This is a genomic window from Mesorhizobium sp. P3_A10 (assembly GCF_056403175.1).
This window is the reverse complement of the sequence record NZ_JBFUFZ010000001.1, coordinates 1,142,749-1,163,377: the sequence shown is the minus strand read 5'-3', so window position 1 is coordinate 1,163,377 and position 20,629 is coordinate 1,142,749. Positions and strand designations below refer to the sequence as shown.

Annotated in this window: 15 protein-coding genes; 14 read left to right on the top strand and 1 reads right to left on the bottom strand. The window is 63.4% G+C overall.

Annotated elements, in window-relative coordinates:
* Positions 1–186 precede the first annotated feature (186 nt).
* The 8 genes from AC1DXU_RS05610 (at position 187) to AC1DXU_RS05575 (ending at position 10,780) form a co-directional block, all read left to right on the top strand.
* The gene (locus tag AC1DXU_RS05610) at positions 187–1,860 is read left to right on the top strand and encodes an amidohydrolase (RefSeq protein ID WP_477365364.1); all 1,674 of its coding nucleotides are present in this window, start codon (positions 187–189) and stop codon (positions 1,858–1,860) included.
* A gap of 128 nt (positions 1,861–1,988) precedes the next feature.
* Positions 1,989–3,083 (top strand): ABC transporter ATP-binding protein, encoded by a 1,095-nt coding sequence (locus tag AC1DXU_RS05605; protein WP_477365361.1) that lies wholly within the window; start codon positions 1,989–1,991, stop codon positions 3,081–3,083.
* Positions 3,083–4,003 carry an ABC transporter permease gene (locus AC1DXU_RS05600; RefSeq protein WP_477365358.1) on the top strand — a complete coding sequence of 307 codons (921 nt, stop codon included), beginning with the start codon at positions 3,083–3,085 and terminating at the stop codon, positions 4,001–4,003. Before AC1DXU_RS05605 ends, AC1DXU_RS05600 begins: the two co-directional genes overlap by 1 nt.
* On the top strand, positions 3,996–4,796 hold the full coding sequence (locus AC1DXU_RS05595) for an ABC transporter permease (RefSeq protein WP_477365355.1): 801 nt from the start codon (positions 3,996–3,998) through the stop codon (positions 4,794–4,796). Before AC1DXU_RS05600 ends, AC1DXU_RS05595 begins: the two co-directional genes overlap by 8 nt.
* Positions 4,797–4,819: 23 nt before the next feature.
* The gene (locus tag AC1DXU_RS05590) at positions 4,820–5,854 is read left to right on the top strand and encodes an ABC transporter substrate-binding protein (RefSeq protein WP_477365352.1); all 1,035 of its coding nucleotides are present in this window, start codon (positions 4,820–4,822) and stop codon (positions 5,852–5,854) included.
* Between the two features lie 65 nt (positions 5,855–5,919).
* Complete coding sequence (locus AC1DXU_RS05585; RefSeq protein WP_477365350.1) at positions 5,920–7,116, top strand: serine hydrolase domain-containing protein; 1,197 nt, start codon at positions 5,920–5,922, stop codon at positions 7,114–7,116.
* A 34-nt stretch (positions 7,117–7,150) separates the two neighbouring features.
* On the top strand, positions 7,151–8,332 hold the full coding sequence (locus tag AC1DXU_RS05580; RefSeq protein WP_477365347.1) for a serine hydrolase domain-containing protein: 1,182 nt from the start codon (positions 7,151–7,153) through the stop codon (positions 8,330–8,332).
* A gap of 129 nt (positions 8,333–8,461) precedes the next feature.
* Positions 8,462–10,780 carry a Tex family protein gene (locus AC1DXU_RS05575; protein ID WP_477365344.1) on the top strand — a complete coding sequence of 773 codons (2,319 nt, stop codon included), beginning with the start codon at positions 8,462–8,464 and terminating at the stop codon, positions 10,778–10,780.
* On the opposite strand, the gene AC1DXU_RS05570 is transcribed toward AC1DXU_RS05575, so the two are convergent.
* Entirely contained in the window at positions 10,781–11,692 is a 912-nt protein-coding gene (locus tag AC1DXU_RS05570) for a LysR family transcriptional regulator (RefSeq protein ID WP_477366049.1), read from the bottom strand.
* 161 nt (positions 11,693–11,853) lie between these two features.
* Between AC1DXU_RS05570 and AC1DXU_RS05565 the strand changes: the two genes are divergently transcribed.
* The 6 genes from AC1DXU_RS05565 to AC1DXU_RS05540 all read left to right on the top strand — a co-directional run bounded on the left by AC1DXU_RS05565 (position 11,854) and on the right by AC1DXU_RS05540 (position 20,628).
* Entirely contained in the window at positions 11,854–13,050 is a 1,197-nt protein-coding gene (locus tag AC1DXU_RS05565) for an acyl-CoA dehydrogenase (protein ID WP_477365341.1), read from the top strand.
* Positions 13,051–13,416: 366 nt separating this feature from the next.
* Positions 13,417–13,737 (top strand): ArsR/SmtB family transcription factor, encoded by a 321-nt coding sequence (locus AC1DXU_RS05560; protein WP_477313705.1) that lies wholly within the window; start codon positions 13,417–13,419, stop codon positions 13,735–13,737.
* On the top strand, positions 13,734–14,201 hold the full coding sequence (locus AC1DXU_RS05555) for an SRPBCC family protein (protein WP_477313204.1): 468 nt from the start codon (positions 13,734–13,736) through the stop codon (positions 14,199–14,201). The genes AC1DXU_RS05560 and AC1DXU_RS05555 overlap by 4 nt, the downstream gene beginning before the upstream one ends.
* A 39-nt stretch (positions 14,202–14,240) precedes the next feature.
* Entirely contained in the window at positions 14,241–14,657 is a 417-nt protein-coding gene (locus AC1DXU_RS05550; protein WP_477365338.1) for a GFA family protein, read from the top strand.
* A 193-nt stretch (positions 14,658–14,850) separates the two neighbouring features.
* Positions 14,851–18,210 (top strand): transglutaminase family protein, encoded by a 3,360-nt coding sequence (locus AC1DXU_RS05545; RefSeq protein ID WP_477365335.1) that lies wholly within the window; start codon positions 14,851–14,853, stop codon positions 18,208–18,210.
* A 6-nt stretch (positions 18,211–18,216) separates the two neighbouring features.
* On the top strand, positions 18,217–20,628 hold the full coding sequence (locus AC1DXU_RS05540) for a circularly permuted type 2 ATP-grasp protein (protein ID WP_477365332.1): 2,412 nt from the start codon (positions 18,217–18,219) through the stop codon (positions 20,626–20,628).
* Position 20,629: the final 1 nt, after the last annotated feature.

Below are 20,629 nucleotides of genomic sequence, written 5' to 3'. Positions count from 1 at the left end.
TTCGGCACGTTGACAAACGCGAATAATTAGTCGCATTCTTTTATCCACGCTGTTTTCAGAGATCACAAGGGGAATTTCAAAACAGCGCACTGGCATCAGTTTTCGTCCGATCGCACCTCCGGAAGAGTGGTGCGTCGCTGGACGGTGTTGTCGGTCTCAGTCAGTCGTCAAAAGCGCGGAGTCGCGATGTCTGTCACGGGTGCGGGTACTGATCTGATCGTCATCAATGGTCGCGTGCAGACCATGGACGATGACAATCCCGCCGCCGAGGCCGTTGCCGTCAAGGACGGCGCCATTATCGCCATAGGCAGCCGCGCTGCCATCGAACAACTCAAGGGATCAGCCACCAAGGTTATCGACGCCAAGGGCGGTTCGGTGATCCCGGGTTTCATTGAAGCCCATATGCATCTGTTCTCGGGAGGAGCCGAGCTCGCGCATCTTCAGCTTGGCGGTATCCATGGCTTCGAGGCGCTGCAACAGGCGATCCGCGACTATGCATCGACGAAAGCCGACGCAAAAATGCTGGTCGGCCAAGGCGTCGACTACACCGTGCTCGGCGACGAGCGGGTTACGCGCCACCACCTCGACGCCATTTTGCCCGATCGCCCGTTCTGCATGGCGGCGCCCGATCATCACACCATGTGGACCAACACCAAAGCGCTGGAAATGGCCGGCATCCTGCACGGACGCACGCTTGGTCCAGGCAACGAGATCGTCATGGGCGATGATGGCCTTGCCGCCGGCGAGTTGCGCGAGGGCGAAGCCTTCGGCCCGGTGCTCGACCTTGCCGGCGAAGGCCGGGTAAGGCTGGGGCTGGCGACCGGCGGCGAGCCGAATCCGATGCCGAGTGCAGCCGAGCGCGCCGCCGACCGCGACATTATGCGGCGCGGGCTTGCCTGGTGCGCGCGCCACGGCATCACCTCGATCCAGAACATGGACGGCAATCTCTACCAGCTCGAGCTGCTGGCCGAGATCGACGCCGAGGAAGGCTTGCCCTGCCGCGTCAAAATACCGTTCCACTACAAGAACTTCATGACCCTCGACATGCTCGACAAGGCGTCTGTCATGGCCGAGCGCTATCATAGCGAGTGGCTGTCGTCGGGCATGGTCAAGGTGTTTTACGACGGCGTGCTCGATTCCTGGACGGCGGTGATGGTCGAGCCCTATGCGGACCGCCCGGACTGGGTGGGCGAGCCGCTTTTCACGCCGCAGCAGTTCATCGATCTGGCGGTGGCCGTCGACAAACGCGGGCTGCAGATCGCCGTGCACTCGATCGGCGATGGCGCGGTGCGCGCGGTGCTTGACGGTTATGAGGCGGCGCAAAAGGCCAATGGCAAGCGCGACAGCCGCCACCGTGTCGAACATATCGAGGTGGTCACGGCCGCCGATGTGCCGCGGTTTGCCGAACTCGGCGTCATCGCTTCGATGCAGCCGCCGCACCCACCGGGCGCCATGGATTTTCCGCTGGAGCCGACCGTGTCGCGCATCGGGCCGGCCCGCTGGCCGCTGAGCTACGCCTGGCGGACGCTGAAGGATGCCGGCGCGCGCGTCGCTTTCGCCTCGGACTGGCCGGTGGCGGCGATCGATCCGATCCTGGGCATTCAGGCGGCAGTGCTGCGCAAACCATGGGCAGCAAGCGATCCCGACCAGAGCTTCTCGCTGCGGGAATCGCTTGCAGGCTACACGGTGGAAGGCGCCTATGCCGAGTTCGCCGAACATCGCAAAGGCATGTTGAAACAAGGCCATATGGCCGATCTGGTGGTGTTGTCGGCCGATATCGAGGCGATCGCGCCGGAGGCGCTGCATAAGGTGCGGCCGGTGACGACAATCTGCGGCGGCAAGGTGACCTATCAGGCATGACGGTGGCATGGAGCTTGCTTTCTGAATCGACATTCAACTGTGTAGTTGCCAAGCCGACCGGCATGTGGTGACAATCGAACAACAACGAGACCTGCCGCCAAGAGCAGGCTTTTTCAGTGGGGTACTGCGTGCCGGAACAACCGGGTAGAAATGCGATCGAAGTGCGTGGCGTGCGCAAGGTGTTCGGCTCCGGCGAGAGCCAGGTCGCCGCTCTCGACACCGTCTCTGTGTCGATCCGCGAGAACGAATTCTTCACGCTGCTAGGGCCTTCGGGCTGCGGAAAGACGACGCTGCTCAGGCTGATCGCCGGCTTCGACTTTCCAAGCGCCGGCGAGATCCTGCTCTATGGCGACGACATCGCGCTGCTGCCGCCGTTCAAGCGGCCGGTCAACACCGTGTTCCAGTCCTATGCGCTGTTTCCGCATATGACGGTGGCGCAGAATATCGGCTTTGGCCTGGAAATGCTGGGCAAGCCGAAGGCCGAGATCAAGGCCCGCGTCGACGAGATGCTGAAGCTGGTGAAGATGGAGGCGCTGGCGTCGCGCCGCACCAGCCAGATTTCCGGCGGCCAGCAGCAGCGCGTGGCGCTGGCGCGCGCACTCGCACCACAGCCGAAGGTGCTGCTGCTCGACGAGCCGTTGTCGGCGCTCGACTACAAATTGCGCAAGGAAATGCAGATCGAGCTGAAACGGCTGCAGCACGAGACCGGCATCACCTTCATCTTCGTCACCCATGACCAGGAAGAAGCGCTGACCATGTCGGATCGCATCGCGGTGATGTCGTCGGGCAAGATCCTGCAGGTCGGGTCACCCTGGGATATCTACGACAAGCCGGCGGAACGGTTCGTCGCCGACTTCATCGGCGAGACCAATTTCCTGACCGCGGCCATCACCGGCATGGGCAATGGCAAGGCACGGGCGACGTTCAAATCCGGCGCGACGATCGACGCGACCGTGGCCGAAGGCTTTCAGCCGAAGGACAACGCCACCCTGGTGGTGCGGCCCGAGCATGCCAAGCTGACCAAGGGCAAGGGCGACCTGTCGGGGACGGTCGAAAACATCGTCTATTTCGGCACCGACACGCATATCCATGTCCATCTGGACAGCGGCGAGGCCTTCACCGTGCGCCAGCAGAACACGCGCAGCGCAGGTTGCGGCTTCGAGCGTGGCGACAAGGTCGGCATTTCGATCGGCAATGATGCCGCGCAAGTGCTGAGGGACTGATGGCAAGCGCGGAGGAAGTCGCCAAGGCGGCCGCGCGGCGCGACGTTCGCGATCGTTGGCTGTTGTCGGCGCCGGCACTGTTGATCATCCTTCTGGCGGCGACCGGTCCGTTGCTGATCGTGCTGGTCTATTCGTTTTTGACGCCAGGTTCCTACGGCGACGTCAAATGGCAATTCTCGCCGGAGGCCTGGCTGTCGGTGTTCATGGAACGCGACATCTTCGATGACACGCTTTCGGTCGCCGCCGCTCACGTCACCATTTTCTGGCGCTCCATCAAACTGGCGATCGTAACGACGATCGCAACCTTGGCGCTGGGTTTCCCGACCGCCTATTTCATGGCGACGCGCAGCGAAAAGACCCGCGATCTCTGGCTGTTCCTGATCACCATACCGTTCTGGACCAACCTTCTGATCCGCACCTTCGCCGTGCTGCAGATCATCCGCAACGAAGGCATCGTCAACACGGTGCTGCTCAAGCTCGGCATCATTTCGGCGCCGATCCAGATCCTCTTCACCGACACGGCGATCCTGATCGGCATGGCCTATGTCTATCTGCCGCTGATGGTGCTGCCGATCTACGCCAGCATGGAGAAGCTCGATTTTCGCCTGGTCGAGGCAGGGTATGATCTCTACGCGACACGCTTCAAGGTGCTGCGGAAGATCATTTTCCCACTGGTTAAACCCGGCGTCATCGCCGGCTCGATCCTGGTCTTCATCCCGGCGCTCGGCGCCTATGTGACGCCGAGCGTGCTTGGCGGCGGCAAGAACATGATGCTGTCCAACCTGATCGAATTGCAGTTCGGGCAGGGCCGCAACTGGCCGCTCGGCTCGGCGCTGTCGATCGCCGTCATGGTCATCGTCATGGTTGCCCTGCTTGCCTATGTGCGCAATGCCGGCAGATCCGAGGTGCGGCATGGCTAACACCTTTTCCATCAAGCACCAGCCGGGATTCACCGCGATCGCCGCGACCTGCTTCGTCGTGCTCTATCTGCCGATCGTGGTGCTGGTCATCTATGCGTTCAATGCGGCGACATCGACCTCCGAGTGGGGTGGGTTTTCGCTCAAATGGTTCCAGTCGGCGTGGCAGAACACGCAAGTGATCGATGCGACGGTGCGGTCGTTCCAGATCGCCGCCATTGCCGCGACGCTTGCGACCGTTGCCGCCACCATGGCGGCGCTGGCCACGACCCGCACCGCGGCCTATCCGGGCCTGACCTTCAAATATGCGGCGATCAACCAGCCGCTGATGGTGCCCGAGATCGTCACCGGCGTGGCCCTGCTGATCTTCTTCTCGCGCGTCAAGGTTTTTACCGGCTATTCCGGCCTCGGCTACCTGATCGCCGCGCATACGGCGTTCTGTATCCCCTTCGCGTATCTGCCGATCCGCGCGCGACTGGAGAATATGGATCTGACGCTGGAGCGGGCCGCAGCCGATCTCTATGCGACGCGGTGGCGGACGTTCCGGCGCATCACGCTGCCGCTGCTGTGGCCCGGCATATTGGCCGGGCTGATGCTGGCTTTCGTCATCTCGCTCGACGACGTTGTCATCACCGAGTTCGTCAAATCGGGTGGCCAGGACACGCTGCCGACCTACATGCTCGGCCAGATAAGGCGGGGGATAACCCCTGAGATAAACGCGATTTCGACCGTGTTCCTGCTCTTGTCGGTCGCCATCGTGACGTTGTTTTTCTTGATCAGCAGGAAACGGGACTGAATCTGAAAATGGGAGCTAAGACCATGAACTGGAAGACAACGGCGACCGCCATCGGGCTGGCGCTGCTCGCAACGACGAGCCTGGCTCGCGCCGACGGCGAACTGAACATCTACAATTGGGGCAACTACACCAGCCCCGACGTGATCAAGAAGTTCGAAGCCAAGTACAACATCAAGGTCACCATCACCGATTATGATTCAAACGACACGGCGCTGGCCAAGGTGCGCCAGGGCGGTACCGGCTTCGACATCGCGGTGCCGTCGCAGACCTACGTGCCGATCTGGATCAAGGAAGGCCTCGTGCTCGAGACCGATCCGGGCAAGATGGAGAATTTCAAGAACGTGGCGCCCGAATGGGCCAATCCGGAATTCGACCCGGGCCGCAAATATTCGGTGCCGTGGGCGCTCGGCACGGTCGGCGTCGTCGTCAACACCGATGTCTACAAGGGACCGGCGGACAGCTGGGGCATCATCTTCAACACGCCCGACGAGCTCAAGGGCAAGGTCAATGTCGTTCCCGAGATGAACGACGTGATCTTCGCGGCGATCAAATATGTCGGCGGTCAGCAGTGCACCACCGACAAGGAAGTGCTGAAGAAGGTGCGTGACACGCTTGTCGCGGCCAAGCCGAACTGGATCGCCATGGAGTACAACACCATCGAGAAGATGGGCGCCGGCGATTTCAAGGCGACCAGCGACTGGAATGGCTCGGCGCTGCGCCAGCGGCTGGCCAACCCGGCCATCCACTACAACTACCCGAAGGAAGGCTTTGGCCTGTGGAGCGACAATGTGGTCGTCCTCAAGGAAGCCAAGAATGTCGAGAATGCCAAGCTGTTCCAGAACTTCATCATGGATCCTGAGAACGCCGCCGGCCTGTCGGCTTTCCACCGCTACGCCAATGCCATCACCGGCTCCGACAAATACATGCCGGCCGACATGAAGGATGCGCCAGAAGTGGTCATTCCGGCGGCCGACAAGCCGCATGCCGAGCTGCAACAGATGTGCGCGCCGGAAATCCAGGAACTCTACACCAAGATCTGGACCGAACTGCAGAAGTAGCCGCCTCAAAAACGGACCCGGCGGCAGCCACCGCCGGGTCCGTTTTTTCGTCAGGACATGAAATCATGGACTCTTACCGCAACAGCGATCCGGCGCCGCCGATCATGCAGGGCTCGCCGCCGCAGATGGTTCTGCCGAAGCTCGACTGGGACAGAGGCCCGTGGAATCGCTGGGCGTTCCAGCACATTCGTGAATTCCTGCCGACCGCAGAGGTGTGGCGCGGCAACGGCCACCGGCACCGGTTCGAGCGGGCAGAAGTCGATCTCGATGCGCTGCCGGTGGTGGACAGCACAGGCGCATCGACGACATTGGCCGGGCTGCTCGACGAAACCTACACGGACGGGTTCCTCGTGCTCAAGGACGGCAAGGTCGCCTATGAGCGCTATTTCAATGGCATGACCGACCGCTCGCTGCATCTGTCGCAGTCGATGGCGAAGTCGGTGACATCATCGGTGTTCGGCATATTGGTCGGGCGCGGCCTGATCGATCCGGCGCTGCCGGTGACGACCTATCTGCCGGAACTGGCTGCGACCGGCTGGGCCGGCGCCAGCGTGCAGCATGTGCTGGACATGACCAGCGGCGTGCGCTTTTCCGAGGAATACACCGACCCATATTCCAACATCGGCCAGGTCGATGTCGCCTGCGGCTGGAAGCCGGTGCCGCCGGGCAGCGATCCGGACTTCCGCTGGCCGTCGCATATGTTCGAGCTGATCCTGGGGCTGAAGGAGCAGAGCCGGCCGCACGGCGCTGCATTCGAGTACCGCTCGATCGAGACCGATGTGCTCGCCTTCATCATGGAGCGGGTGACCGGCAAGCGGCTGCCGCAGCTGGTTTCGGAAGAGATCTGGCAAAAGCTCGGCGCGGATGAAAGCGCCTGCTTCACCGTCGACAGCACCGGCTATGCGGTGGCCGACGGCGGCTTCAACGCGACGCTGCGCGACTATGGCCGCTTCGGCCAGCTGATCCTGGACAATGGCGGCGGCGTGGTGCCGGCCGAGTGGATCGGGGCGGCGCGCAACGGCCGGCATGGACCAGATTTCAACCCCAGCCTGCCGGAAGGCAGCTACCGCAACCAGTTCTGGATCGAGGACCCGCGCTCGCGCGCGCTGATGTGCCGAGGCGTGTTCGGGCAAATGATCCACATCGACTGGGACACCAGAATGGTGGTGGTGAAGCTTTCGACCTATCCGGATTTCACCAACATCGCCTATTCGGTGGCGACGCTGAAGGCCGTGCACGCGATCGCTGCCGCGCTAGGCTGAACGTCCAAGACGCAAAAACCCAGAAGGAAATGCCATGACCGGCAAGACCGCGTTCGAGACCCAATATGGCTTTGCCCGCAATGAGGTGCTGCTCGGCAACTGGCGGGAGGCTCCTTACAGCCGGTGGTCGTTCCAGAACCTCGGCGAACTCGTGCCGACCGTACCTGTGGCGGCGGCGCCGGGTGGTGGCGAGACGCCGCCTCAGGATCTTGGCGGCTTGCTCGGCGAAAAGATCGCCTTGCCGAATGGCGCGGAGACTGCTGCGGCGTTTCTGGCGCGTTCCGACACCGACGCGCTGACCATTATGAAAGCCGGCAAGGTCGTCGGCGATTGGTTCGCGCCGCACATGGATTTCGGCGCCCGCCACATCATCTTTTCGATCAGCAAGTCGGTCACCGCCATCATCGCCGGCATATTGGAAGGCGAGGGGATTTTCGATCCGGAAGCCCCTGTCACGCACTACATTCCGGAAGCCGCCGGTTCGGCCTATGGCGATGCCAGCGTGCGCCATGTGCTCGATATGACCGTCAGCCTCGATTTCGAGGAGGCCTATCTCGACCCAGAAAGTGCCTTTGCCCGCTACCGCCGCGCCACGCTGTGGAATCCGGGCGGCGGTACGGAAAGCCTGCGCGAATTCATCCTGACGCTGCAGCGTCTTGCCGAGCCGCATGGCCAGACCTTTCGCTACCGTTCGCCCAATTCCGACCTGCTCGGCATCCTGCTCGAACGCGCGTCGGGCCAGCGCTTTGCCGATTTGATGCGCGAGAAACTCTGGCTGCCGCTCGGCGCTGTCAGCGAAGCCTCGATCGGCGTCGACATGGAGGGCACGGCGCGCACCGCCGGCGGCATTTCGGTGACGCCGCGCGACCTGGCGCGGGTCGGCGAGATGATGCGGCAAGGCGGCACGGCCAATGGCCGCCGCATCGTGTCGGAAGCCTGGGTGCGCGATACGGTTGCCACCGGTGGCAGCCTCGATGCCTGGCAGCGCGGCACCATGGCGTTCCTGTTTCCTGAGGGACGCTACCGCAACAAATGGTACCAGACAGGTGCGACAAGCGGTGCCTTCTGCGGCATCGGCATCCATGGCCAATGGCTCTACGTCAATCCGCAAGCGGAAGTGGTGATTGCAAAGATGTCGTCGCAACCCGAGCCGGTCGACGATCCGCTGGATGTCGAGGTCGTCGCCTTTCTGGAGGCACTGAGCCGGCTGGTTTAAGCACGCCCGGACACCCGAGCTGCGGCACGCTTTCCTGTGGACCTTTCTGGGGGTTGAAAACGCCGCGGTTGGCGTGGCGATGCGCAGCGCCTATGGTCGCCGCTCTTTTCGACTGGCTACAGGAACGACATGGCATCCGACATCAAGCGCATCGCAGCCCTCATCGCCGCCGAAATTGCTTCACGGCCTGAACAGGCCGCAGCGGCGATCGAATTGCTCGACGAGGGTGCAACGGTGCCGTTCGTGGCGCGCTATCGCAAGGAAGTCACCGGCGGGCTGGACGACACGCAGCTGCGCCTGCTGGCCGAGCGGTTGGCCTATCTGCGCGAACTCGAGGCGCGCCGCGACACTATTCTCGGTTCGATCCGCGAGCAGGGCAAGCTGACGGCCGAACTGGAGGCCAAGATCGCAGCAACAACGACCAAGGCCGAACTGGAAGACATCTATCTGCCCTACAAGCCGAAGCGCAGGACCAAGGCCGAGATCGCGCGCGAGCGCGGGCTGGGGCCGCTGGCGGAAGCCATTCTCGCTGATCGTGCGCTGGTGCCGACCGAACTGGCACTGGCCTATCTCACAGAAGAGGTGGCGGATGCCAAGGCGGCGCTCGACGGCGCGCGCGACATCCTGTCGGAACAATTCGCCGAGAATGCCGATCTGGTCGGCAAACTCAGGACCTATATGAAGGAACGCGCCTTCATGCGAGCCAGGGTGGTCGACGGCAAGCAGGAGGCCGGCGCGAAATTCTCCGACTATTTTGACCATGTGGAGCGCTGGGCCACGGTGCCAAGCCATCGTGCTTTGGCCATGCTGCGCGGCCGCAACGAGGAGGTTCTGTCGCTCGACATCGAGGTCGATGCCGACGATGCCTCGCCGGTAAAGCCGGTCGAGCGGATGATCGCCAACGCCTATGCCATCGGCGGCAGCCTGCCGGGCGATCGCTGGCTGATGGAGGTTGCCGGCTGGACCTGGCGCATAAAACTGTCGCTGCACCTGACGCTCGATTTGATGCGCGATCTGCGCGAGCGGGCCGAGGAAGAGGCGATTCATGTCTTCGCCCGCAACCTCAAGGATTTGCTGCTCGCAGCGCCGGCCGGCTCGCGCGCCACGATGGGGCTCGACCCCGGCATCCGCACCGGCGTCAAGGTGGCGGTGGTGGACGGCACCGGCAAGGTGCTGACGACGACCACCGTCTATCCGTTTCCGCCCAGGAACGATGTGCGCGGCACGCAAGCCGAACTGGCGAAGCTCATCCGCCTGCACAAGGTCGAGCTGATTTCGATCGGCAACGGCACCGGCAGCCGCGAGACCGAAAAGCTGGTTGCCGACATGCTGTCCGAGATGCCTGCCGATGCCGGGCCAAAGCCGCTCAAGGTAATCGTCAGCGAAGCCGGCGCCTCGGTCTATTCGGCTTCAGCGACAGCGGCAGCTGAATTTCCCGGCCTCGACGTGTCGCTGCGCGGCGCGGTGTCGATCGCCAGGCGCCTGCAGGATCCGTTGGCCGAACTGGTCAAGATCGAGCCCAAGTCGATCGGCGTCGGCCAGTACCAGCACGATGTCGACCAGTACCGGCTCGGCCGCTCGCTGGAAGCGGTGGTCGAGGACGCGGTCAATGCGGTCGGCGTCGACCTCAACACCGCGTCGGCGCCGCTGCTGGCGCGGGTTTCGGGCCTTGGCGCGTCGCTCGCCGAAGCCATCGTCGCGCATCGCGATGCGACCGGGCCGTTCGCCAGCCGAAAGGACCTACTCAAGGTGGCGCGGCTCGGACCTCGCGCGTTCGAACAATCCGCCGGCTTTTTGCGAATTGCCAATGGGACCGAGCCGCTCGATGCCTCGTCCGTGCATCCGGAAGCTTATGGCGTGGCCAAGAAGATCGTCGCCGCCTGCGGCCGCGACGTCCGTTCGCTGATGGGTGACAGTGCGGCTCTCAAGGCGCTCGATCCGCGCGTCTTCGTCGATGAGCGCTTTGGCCTGCCGACGGTGCGCGACATCCTGGCCGAACTGGAAAAGCCCGGCCGCGATCCGCGTCCCGGTTTCAAGACGGCGACCTTCGCCGATGGCATCGACGACATCAAGGATCTGAAGCCCGGCATGCAGCTGGAAGGCACAGTCACCAATGTCGCCGCCTTCGGTGCCTTCGTCGATATCGGCGTGCACCAGGACGGGCTGGTGCATGTCTCGCAACTGGCCGATCGTTTCGTCAAGGATGCGCACGAGGTGGTGAAGGCCGGTGACGTGGTCAAGGTGCGCGTCGTCGAGGTCGACATCAAGCGCAAGCGCATCGCGCTGTCGATGCGCAAGGACGGCGACGGCGGCGCATCGCGTGGAGGGCCGCGCGACAATGGCAACAAACCGGCGCCGCGCTCCCCAGCACCGCAGCGCCAGCCGGAAAAGCCGGCGCAGCAAGGTGCGTTCGGCGCTGCATTGGCGGATGCGCTGAAGCGGAAGTAGCTACCACGCCAGAACAGCCGGCTCCTTTTCAACCTGCCCCAGCAGCCAGTCGCGAAAACTGGCGACCGGTGGATGGCCGCGCTTGTCGTGCGGCACGACCAGGTAATAGGCGCTGCGGCTTTGCATCGACTGGCCCGGCGCCGGCACCAACTGGCCGCGCTGCAACTCGCCAGCGATCAGGATCTGCGGCAGCAGCGCCACGCCGAGCCCGGCCATGCAGGCCTGCGCGGCGGTGCCGAACTGTTCGAACTGCATGCCCGGCCCGGTCGGCGCGCTCAGGCCCTGATGCTCGAACCATTCAGTCCAGGCGCCGGGGCGCGTCGCCATGTGCAGCAGCGGCAGGCGGCCGAGATCGGCCGGCGCGGCGATGGCGCGCCCGGCCAGGAATTCGGGCGAGACCACCGGCGCCACCGTCTCGCGCACCAGCAGCGTCGAGTCGGCTTCCGGCCAGTCGGGCAAGCCATAGTGGATGGCGGCATCCAGCCGCTCGCGGGCAAAGTCGAAGCGGCCGACGCGGGTGACGAAATTGATCGTGATATCGGGATTGTTTTCGACGAAATCGGGGATCATCGGCATCAGCCAGCGCGTGCCGAAGGTCGGCAAGATGGCAAGGTTCAGGATGCCGCTATGCCGATTGCTCATCAATCCAAGCGCGGCGTCGCGCAATTGGCCAAGCGCTGAGCGCACCGCATCGGCATAGATTTCGCCGGGCGTCGACAGCCGGACATTGCGGCTGTCGCGCTCGAACAGCCGGCGACCGAATTGTTCCTCCAAAAGCCCGATCTGCCGGCTAATGGCGCCCTGAGTGAGATCAAGCTCCTGGGCGGCGGCGGTAAAACTGCCGAGACGGGCCACCGCCTCGAAGGCGGCAAGGGCGCTGGTGCTTGGCAAAAGGCGGCGTTGGACATTCATCATCCATTACTAACCCTCATTGATCAGTGAAGCAATTTCGTTTGATTTTTTCCAGCTGCGGGCGGATAAGCCGGTCACTCCAAGATTTTTTGTTATGCATGTCGTTGTCCCAAAACCGCTCAACACTTTTGGGCGACATGCATCAATCCGAGGACAGAGCCATGGCCGCCGACAAGAACGCGTTCGTCTGGGAAGATCCTTTCCTGATCGAGAACCAGCTTTCGGAAGACGAGCGCATGGTGCGCGACGGCGCCGCGGCGTTTGCCGCCGATAAATTGGCGCCGAGGATCGAGGAAGCCTATCTCGAGGAAAAGACCGACGCCGGCATCTTTCGCGAAATGGGCGAGGCCGGCCTGCTCGGTATCACCATCCCTGAGGAATATGGCGGGCTCGGCGCCAACTATGTCACCTACGGACTGGTGGCGCGGGAGGTCGAGCGCGTCGATTCTGGCTACCGCTCGATGATGTCAGTGCAGTCGTCGCTGGTGATGTATCCGATCCATGCCTATGGCTCGGAGGCACAGCGCAAGAAATACCTGCCGAAGCTCGCCAGCGGCGAATGGATCGGCTGTTTCGGCCTGACCGAGCCGGATGCCGGCTCCGATCCCGGCGGCATGAAGACGCGGGCCGAGAAGACGGCGAACGGCTACAAGATCTCCGGCTCGAAGATGTGGATTTCCAACGCGCCGATCGCTGACGTGTTCGTCGTCTGGGCGAAGTTGAAGGGCGAGAATGGCAAGGACGAGATCCGCGGTTTCGTTCTGGAGAAAGGCATGAAAGGCCTGTCGGCGCCGAAGATCGGCGGCAAGCTCTCGCTGCGCGCATCGATCACCGGCGAAGTGGTGATGGAAGGCGTCGAGGTCGGCGAAGACGCACTGCTGCCCAACGCCAAGGGCCTCGCCGGTCCGTTCGGCTGCCTCAACCGCGCCCGCTACGGCATTTCCTGGGGCGCGATGGGTGCGGCGGAAGATTGCTGGCGGCGGGCGCGCCAATATGGCCTCGACCGCAAGCAGTTCGGCAAGCCGCTGGCCGGCACGCAGCTTTACCAGAAGAAACTCGCCGACATGCAGACCGAGATTGCGCTGGCGCTGCAGGCGTCCTTGCGGGTCGGGCGGCTGATGGATGAAGGCAAGATGGCGCCGGAGATGATCTCGATCGTCAAGCGCAACAATTGCGGCAAGGCGCTCGATATTGCCCGCCAGGCCCGGGACATGCATGGCGGCAACGGCATCCAGATCGGCTACCACGTCATGCGCCATGCGCAGAACCTGGAGACGGTCAACACCTATGAGGGCACGCATGACGTGCACGCGCTGATCCTCGGAAGGGCGCAGACCGGGTTGCAAGCGTTTTTCTAAGCCCTGCAACAGGCGCGCCTGGGCTCAAGACCCATAGGCGGAAGTTGCTGGTTGCCGCGATTGCGATGGTGCTCATCACGCGCTGGCGCAACGGCCGTATCCCTGAGCCTGCCGAACACGCGTTCGATGCGGCACGACGATAGCCGCTGGCGTCGCAAGCAGCGTGTGGCCTGGAGCTCAGGCCGCTTCTCGTCCCCTGAAACAACGGACTTCCCTAGCTGGCCACCCTTCGGATGGCTTTCGGATGCGTAGCATTGATCACGACCACGTCCTTTGCCTCGGTCATCGCGGCGAGGGCGGAAAAATTTGCCGTTTGACATGCAGGTATTTACCTGCATATTATAGTCTCAACAACGAGCGAGACTGATGGACGCTGACAAGGTTTTCAAAGCGCTGGGCGACCCGACACGCAGAAGGCTGCTCGACCTTCTCCATGAGAAGAACGGGCAGACACTCGGCCAGCTTTGCGAAAACCTGGATATGGCAAGGCAATCGGCCACCCAGCACATCGACCTGTTGGAGGCGGCCAATCTGGTGAGCACGGTCAAGCGCGGCCGCGAAAAGCTGCACTTCATCAACCCGGTGCCGCTGCACGACATCTACGAGCGCTGGGTGCGGAAATTCGAACAGCAGCGGCTCAGCCTGCTGCACGATTTGAAAAAAGAGATCGAAGGAGACGACCAATGACCAAGGAAACGACCAGCTTCGTCTACGTGACCTATATTCGCTCGACGCCGCAAAAGGTGTTCGAAGCCATCACCAAACCAGACGTAGCAAGGCGCTATTGGGGCCACGAGAACGTCTCCGACTGGCAGCCCGGATCGAAATGGGAACATGTCCGCGCCAATGATGAGCGCACCGTCCAGATCGTCGGTGAGGTGGTCGAGGTCTCGCCGCCAACCCGTCTCGTCATCACCTGGGCGAGCCCATCGCAGGCCGCCGATCCGGCAGCCTACAGTCGTGTCACATTCGGCATCGAGGAGTATGACAACAACATGGTCCGGCTGAGCGTCACCCATGACGAACTCGAAGCCGGCAGCGGCATGGCGAAAGGCATCAGCCAGGGTTGGCCGGTTGTGCTGTCCAGCCTGAAATCTCTGCTGGAAACCGGCAGCGGCATCGACGTTTTCGCCAAGCCGAAATCGGCCTGATCCCTTGCCGATCAACACATCCGCCAGCGGAGAATGACAATGACCAAGCGATTTAGCGGCGGATGTGCGTGTGGCGCGATCCGTTATGAAACCAGCAGCGAACCCATCTTCGAGAACCACTGCCAATGCCTCGATTGCCAGAAACGCAGCGGCACGGGGCATGGCTCCTACCTGACCTTCGGCCGGCGCGCCGACATGGCAATCAACGGCGAGGCGAAAACCTGGCGGATAAAAGGCGACAGCGGCAACGAAAAAATCCACGCCTTCTGCCCGACCTGCGGAACGCCGGTCTACCTCACATTCGTCGCCATGCCGGAGCTGATAGCGGTCCACGCGACCAGCCTTGACGACCCGGGCCAGTTCCAGCCGAAAGTGCTCACATACGGCATTCGCGGGCATGGTTGGGACACGATCGACCCCTCATTGCAGGCATTCGAGCGCATGCCGACCGGATGAATTCCGCCGGAGCAATGCGAACCCGCCGACGATGTCGGTGGGTTCGCCAAGGGCTCGAAGCGCCGTCACGTGCTGCAGGATCAACGGCTCCCCGAGCCTAAATTAGGTGCACCGGAACATCTCTGCTTGGAGAATGGGCGTCATTTGTGTCAGGGTTCGGCGAAATCGTTGAAACGCCGACTTTCGAGGCCCCATGGCAATTCTGGCAGCCATCTACCACCTGACCCACTACAAATATGACCGCCCGGTCGTTCTTGGCCCTCAGGTCATCAGGTTGCAGCCGGCGCCGCATTCCCGCACCAAGGTTTTGAGCCATTCGCTGAAGGTCGAGCCGGCAAACCACTTCGTCAATCTGCAGCAGGACCCTTACGGCAATTTCCTCGCCCGTTTCGTCTTTCCGGAGCCGGTGACGGAACTGAAGATCGAAGTCGACCTCGTTGCCGACATGACGGTCTACAATCCGTTCGATTTTTTCGTCGAGCCGTCGGCCGAGATATTTCCGTTCGAGTACCCGGAAGAGATACGCGACGATCTCACCATCTACCGCACGCCTGAGCCGGCCGGGCCACTGCTGTCGGCGTTCCTGAAGACCATCGACCGCGGCGCGACCAACACCGTCAATTTCGTTGTCGACCTCAATGCGCGGCTGCAGCGCGAGATCGCCTATATCGTGCGCATGGAGACCGGCGTGTTCTCGCCGGAGGAAACGCTGGCCGCGAAAAAAGGCTCGTGCCGGGATTCGAGCTGGCTGCTGGTGCAGATCCTGCGCAATCTCGGCATCGCCGCGCGTTTCGTCTCCGGCTATCTGATCCAGTTGAAGCCCGATCTGGTGGCGCTCGATGGCCCAGCCGGGACCGCCGTCGACTTCACCGATCTGCACGCCTGGTGCGAGGTCTATCTGCCGGGCGCCGGCTGGATTGGTTTCGATCCGACCTCCGGCCTGCTCACGGGCGAAAGCCATGTGCCGCTGGCGGCGACGCCGCATTTCCGCAACGCCGCGCCGATTTCCGGCATGGCGAGCTTTGCCAATGTCGAGTTCGGCTTCGACATGCGGGTCGACCGCATCGCCGAGCATCCGCGCATCACCAAGCCGTTCTCGGACGAAAGCTGGCAGGCGCTCGATGCGCTCGGCAACAAGGTCGATGCAGCACTTGCGGCCGGTGATGTCAGGCTGACCATGGGCGGCGAGCCGACCTTCGTGTCGATCGACGACTTCGAGTCGGCGGAGTGGAATACCGCCGCCGTCGGCCCGACCAAGCGGGAGAAGGCCGACGCGCTGATCCGGAAACTGCGCGAACGCTTCGCGCCCGGCGGCTTTCTCCACTACGGCCAGGGCAAGTGGTATCCGGGCGAAAGCCTGCCGCGCTGGACGTTCTCGCTCTACTGGCGCACCGACGGGCAGCCGGTGTGGAGCGATCCGTCGCTGATCGCGCGCGAAAAGAGTTCTGCGGATATCGGGCCGAAGCAGGCCGAAAGCCTGTTGACGGCGATCGCCGGTGAACTCGGCATCGAAAAGACCATGGTCAGCGAAGCCTATGAGGATCCGGCGGAGTGGCTGCTCAAGGAAGGCAAGCTGCCCGACAATGTAGATCCCTCCAATTCCAAGCTCGAGGACCCGGAAGAACGCAGCCGCATGGCGAAAGTGTTCGAACGTGGGCTGACCAAGCCATCGGGCTATGTGCTTCCGGTGCAACGCTGGAACAGCCAGGCGTCGGGACCGCGCTGGCGCTCGGAAAAATGGAAGACGCGGCGCGGCCGGCTGTTCCTGGTGCCCGGCGATTCACCGGTCGGTTATCGCTTGCCGCTGGGCACGCTGCCTTATGTGCCGCCGGCGCAGTTTCCCTACATCGTGCCTGTCGATCCGTCGCTGCCGCGCGGACCGCTGCCCGCACGCGAAGCGATTTTGCCCACCGCTGCTCCGGCCGAACTGGAAGGCGCCGACGAAATGGCGCGTCGTCAGCAAGCGGTGTCGTTCACGGCTGCGACCGGCCAGCAGGACCGGGTCGAGCAGGAGATCACCGAGATCGGCGGCGCGGTGCGCACCGCACTTTCGGTGGAGCCGCGTGAGGGACGGCTTTGCGTGTTCATGCCGCCGGTCGAGGCGCTGGAGGACTATCTCGAACTGGTCGCGGCAGCGGAGAACGCGGCTAAGGCGATCGGCCTGCCGGTGCATATCGAAGGCTACGGCCCGCCGCACGACCCGCGCCTCAACGTCATCCGCGTCGCGCCCGATCCCGGCGTCATCGAGGTCAACATCCATCCCGCTTCCAACTGGCAGGATTGTGTGGCGACGACCACGGCGATCTACGAGGAGGCGCGGCAGACGCGGCTCGGCGCCGACAAATTCATGATCGACGGCCGCCATACCGGCACCGGTGGCGGCAACCATGTCGTCGTCGGCGGTGCGACGCCGAATGACAGTCCGTTCTTGCGCCGACCAGACCTGTTGAAAAGCCTGGTGCTGCAATGGCAGCGGCATCCGTCGCTGTCCTATCTGTTCTCCGGCCTGTTCATCGGCCCGACCAGCCAGGCGCCGCGCTTCGACGAAGCGCGTCATGACTCGCTCTACGAGCTTGAGATCGCGATGGCGCAGGTGCCGCATCCCGACCAAGGCCAGGCACCCTTGCCATGGCTGGTCGACCGGCTGTTCCGCAACCTGTTGACCGACGTCACCGGCAACACGCATCGTTCGGAAATCTGCATCGACAAACTGTTTTCGCCGGACGGTCCGACCGGCCGTCTCGGCCTGGTCGAGTTTCGCGGCTTCGAGATGCCACCCAATGCGCGCATGAGCCTGGCGCAGCAATTGCTTGTTAGGGCCATTATTGCCCGCGCTTGGAAGAACCCGCTCGATGGCCGCTTCGTTCGCTGGGGCACGTCGTTGCACGACCGTTTCATGCTGCCGCATCATGTCTGGGCCGATTTCCTCGACGTGCTCGACGACCTCAAGCTGAACGGCTTTGAATTCCGCCCCGAATGGTTCGACGCGCAGCTTGAATTCCGTTTCCCGTTCTGCGGCGAGGTCCAGTATGCCGGCATCAAGCTGGAACTGCGGCAGGCGCTGGAGCCATGGCATGTGATGGGCGAGCAAGGCGCGATCGGCGGTACCGTGCGCTTCGTCGATTCCTCTGTCGAGCGGCTGCAGGTCAAGACCGAAGGGTTGAACCCGGAGCGTCACGCCATCGTCTGCAACGGCCGCATCGTGCCGATGAAGGTGACCGACAACCGCGAGGTCGCGGTGGCGGGCGTCCGCTTCAAGGCCTGGCAGCCATCGTCCGGCCTGCATCCGGCGCTGCCGGTCAACACGCCCTTGGTCTTCGATATCTATGACCGCTGGTCGGGCAGGGCGGTTGGCGGCTGCGTCTATCATGTCGCGCATCCCGGCGGGCGCAGCTACGACACCTTCCCGGTCAATGGCAACGAAGCGGAAGCAAGAAGGCTCGCGCGCTTCGAGCCGCGCGGCCACACACCGTCCGGTTACGTGCTGCGCAATGAAGAAGCCGCTGAAGACTTTCCGATGACCCTTGACCTGCGCCGCCCGGCCAGACTCTGATCAGCGATGGCAAAGGGGAATCACAAGAGGGTCCGCGGCAAGCCGCAAACCCACAGTCTGCTGGAACACTACCAGCCGATTGACGGCGTCGTCGACGAGATGGTCGACGCCTCTGGCAATCCCCGCCCGGCCTGGAAGAACTTCATCGAGGCGCTGGAGGAACTCGGACCGGAAAAGCTCGCACAGCGCTTCGCCCGCGCCGACCAGTATCTGCGCGACGCCGGTGTCTATTACCGCGTCTACGACAAGGCCGGCGCCAACGAGCGCGAGTGGCCGCTGGCGCATATTCCGCTGCTGATCGAGGACAAGGAATGGGCCGACATCAGCGCCGGCCTCGTCCAGCGGGCCGAGCTGTTCGAAGAAACCATCGCCGACATTTACGGGCCGAACCGGCTGATCGAGAAAGGTATCCTGCCGGCGGGACTGATCGCGGCCAGCCCGGAATATTTGCGGCCGGTCGTCGGCACCCGGCCGGCAGGCGGCCATTTCCTGCATTTCTGTGCCTTCGAACTCGGCCGTGGCCCGGACGGCCAGTGGTGGGTGCTGGGCGACCGCACGCAGGCGCCCTCGGGCGCCGGCTTTGCGCTGGAGAACCGCGTCGCCACCACGCGCGCGCTGTCCGACATCTATGGCGAGATGCATGTGCATCGCCTTGCCGGCTTCTTCCGCCGCTTCCGCGACGCACTGATCGGCATGGCCAAGGAAACCGACGGCCGCGTCGCCATCCTGACGCCGGGGCCGCTCAACGAAACCTATTACGAACATGCCTATATCGCCCGCTATCTCGGCATCATGCTGCTTGAAGGCGAGGATTTGACGGTCTCCGGCGGCCGATTGATGGTGCGCACCGTTTCCGGCCTGAAGCCGGTGAGCGTGCTGTGGCGCCGGCTCGACGCCGCCTTTGCCGACCCGCTTGAATTGCGCTCGGACTCGCAGATCGGCACGCCGGGCCTGGTCGAGGCGATCCGCCGGGGTGCGGTGTCGACGGTCAATGCGCTGGGCTCCGGCCTGATGGAAACGCGGGCGCTGCTCGCCTTCCTGCCGAAGATTTCGCGTGCATTGCGAGGCGAGGAGCTTTTGCTGCCAAGCGTCGCCACCTGGTGGTGCGGGCAGGAGACGGAGCGCGCGCATGTGCTCGCCAATCTCGACCGCATGGTGATCGGGCCAGCGCTGTCGACGCGGCTAGCCTTCGAGGATGACGACCAGACCAAGCTCGGTTCGGCGCTGTCGGCAGAAGAGCGCGCGGAACTGGTGGCGCGCATCGAACGCGCCGGCGGCGATTTCGTCGGCCAGGAAGCGGTGACGCTTTCCACCACGCCGGTTTATGTCGGCGGCTGGTTGGAACCGCGCCCGGCAAGCCTGCGCGTCTACCTGGCGCGAACGCCGGAAGGCTGGACGGTGATGCCCGGCGGCTTTGCCCGCGTCGGTTTTTCGCTCGATCCGACGGCCATCGCCATGCAGCGCGGGGGCCAGGCGGCGGATGTCTGGGTGGTCAGCGACAAACCGGTGGAGCGCGAGACGCTGCTGCCGCAGGAGCATGACAGTTTTACCCGCAGCATGCCGGGCAGCCTGCCCAGCCGCGCGGCGGAAAACCTGACCTGGCTCGGCCGCTACATCGAGCGCTCGGAAGACACGGTGCGCATCCTGCGCGCCTATCACGTGCGTCTGGCCGAGACCTCAGACCCCGACATGCCGCTGCTGGCCGATATCAGGGACTATCTCGAGCCCTTCGGCATCGACGTCGACTCGGCAATCCCTTCCGGCCTGATCGGCACGCTGGACAGCGCCGTCTACAGCGCCGGGCAGATCCGCGACCGGTTTTCGCCCGATGGCTGGCTGGCGCTGAAGGATCTGTCGAAGACCGTCCATCAGTTCGCGACGACGGTGGCGCCTGGCGACGACGCGACCCGGGCGATGACGGTCCTGCTGCGCAAGCTCGCCGGCTTTTCCGGCCTGCTGCATGAGAATATGTACCGTTTCACCGGCTGGCGTTTCCTGGAGATCGGCCGGCGGCTGGAACGCGGCATCCAGATCGCCCGTACGCTGGCTCGGCTGACCAATCCCAAGGCGCCGGACGGCGCGCTCGACATGATGCTGGAGATCGGCGACAGCGTCATGACCCACCGCCGGCAGTATCCGGTACAGGCGGGCCGGCGCACGGTGATCGACCTTCTGGTGCTCGATCCGCTCAACCCGCGCTCCATTCTGTTCCAGCTCGAAAGGCTGAAGGCCGAAATCGGGCTGTTGCCCTCCGCCTTCGGTGAGGGGTATATGTCGCCAGCGGCAAAGGAAATCCTGCAGCTCAACACGGCAATTGCCGTCATGGAGCCATCAGAGATGTCGGCGGAGGTGCTCGACGATCTCGCCACTGAGATCGGCAACCTCTACAGCAGCCTCGCCAAAGCGTATTTTGGTTAGC

Bases quoted from the DNA above. Each gene is read 5' to 3' on its own strand.
- AC1DXU_RS05540 (WP_477365332.1), top strand. From the start codon at position 18,217: ATGGCAAAGGGGAATCACAAGAGGGTCCGCGGCAAGCCGCAAACCCAC.
- AC1DXU_RS05570 (WP_477366049.1), bottom strand. From the start codon at position 11,692: ATGAATGTCCAACGCCGCCTTTTGCCAAGCACCAGCGCCCTTGCCGCC.
- AC1DXU_RS05590 (WP_477365352.1), top strand. From the start codon at position 4,820: ATGAACTGGAAGACAACGGCGACCGCCATCGGGCTGGCGCTGCTCGCA.
- AC1DXU_RS05560 (WP_477313705.1), top strand. From the start codon at position 13,417: ATGGACGCTGACAAGGTTTTCAAAGCGCTGGGCGACCCGACACGCAGA.
- AC1DXU_RS05585 (WP_477365350.1), top strand. From the start codon at position 5,920: ATGGACTCTTACCGCAACAGCGATCCGGCGCCGCCGATCATGCAGGGC.
- AC1DXU_RS05580 (WP_477365347.1), top strand. From the start codon at position 7,151: ATGACCGGCAAGACCGCGTTCGAGACCCAATATGGCTTTGCCCGCAAT.
- AC1DXU_RS05550 (WP_477365338.1), top strand. From the start codon at position 14,241: ATGACCAAGCGATTTAGCGGCGGATGTGCGTGTGGCGCGATCCGTTAT.
- AC1DXU_RS05600 (WP_477365358.1), top strand. From the start codon at position 3,083: ATGGCAAGCGCGGAGGAAGTCGCCAAGGCGGCCGCGCGGCGCGACGTT.
- AC1DXU_RS05610 (WP_477365364.1), top strand. From the start codon at position 187: ATGTCTGTCACGGGTGCGGGTACTGATCTGATCGTCATCAATGGTCGC.
- AC1DXU_RS05555 (WP_477313204.1), top strand. From the start codon at position 13,734: ATGACCAAGGAAACGACCAGCTTCGTCTACGTGACCTATATTCGCTCG.
- AC1DXU_RS05575 (WP_477365344.1), top strand. From the start codon at position 8,462: ATGGCATCCGACATCAAGCGCATCGCAGCCCTCATCGCCGCCGAAATT.
- AC1DXU_RS05545 (WP_477365335.1), top strand. From the start codon at position 14,851: ATGGCAATTCTGGCAGCCATCTACCACCTGACCCACTACAAATATGAC.
- AC1DXU_RS05595 (WP_477365355.1), top strand. From the start codon at position 3,996: ATGGCTAACACCTTTTCCATCAAGCACCAGCCGGGATTCACCGCGATC.
- AC1DXU_RS05565 (WP_477365341.1), top strand. From the start codon at position 11,854: ATGGCCGCCGACAAGAACGCGTTCGTCTGGGAAGATCCTTTCCTGATC.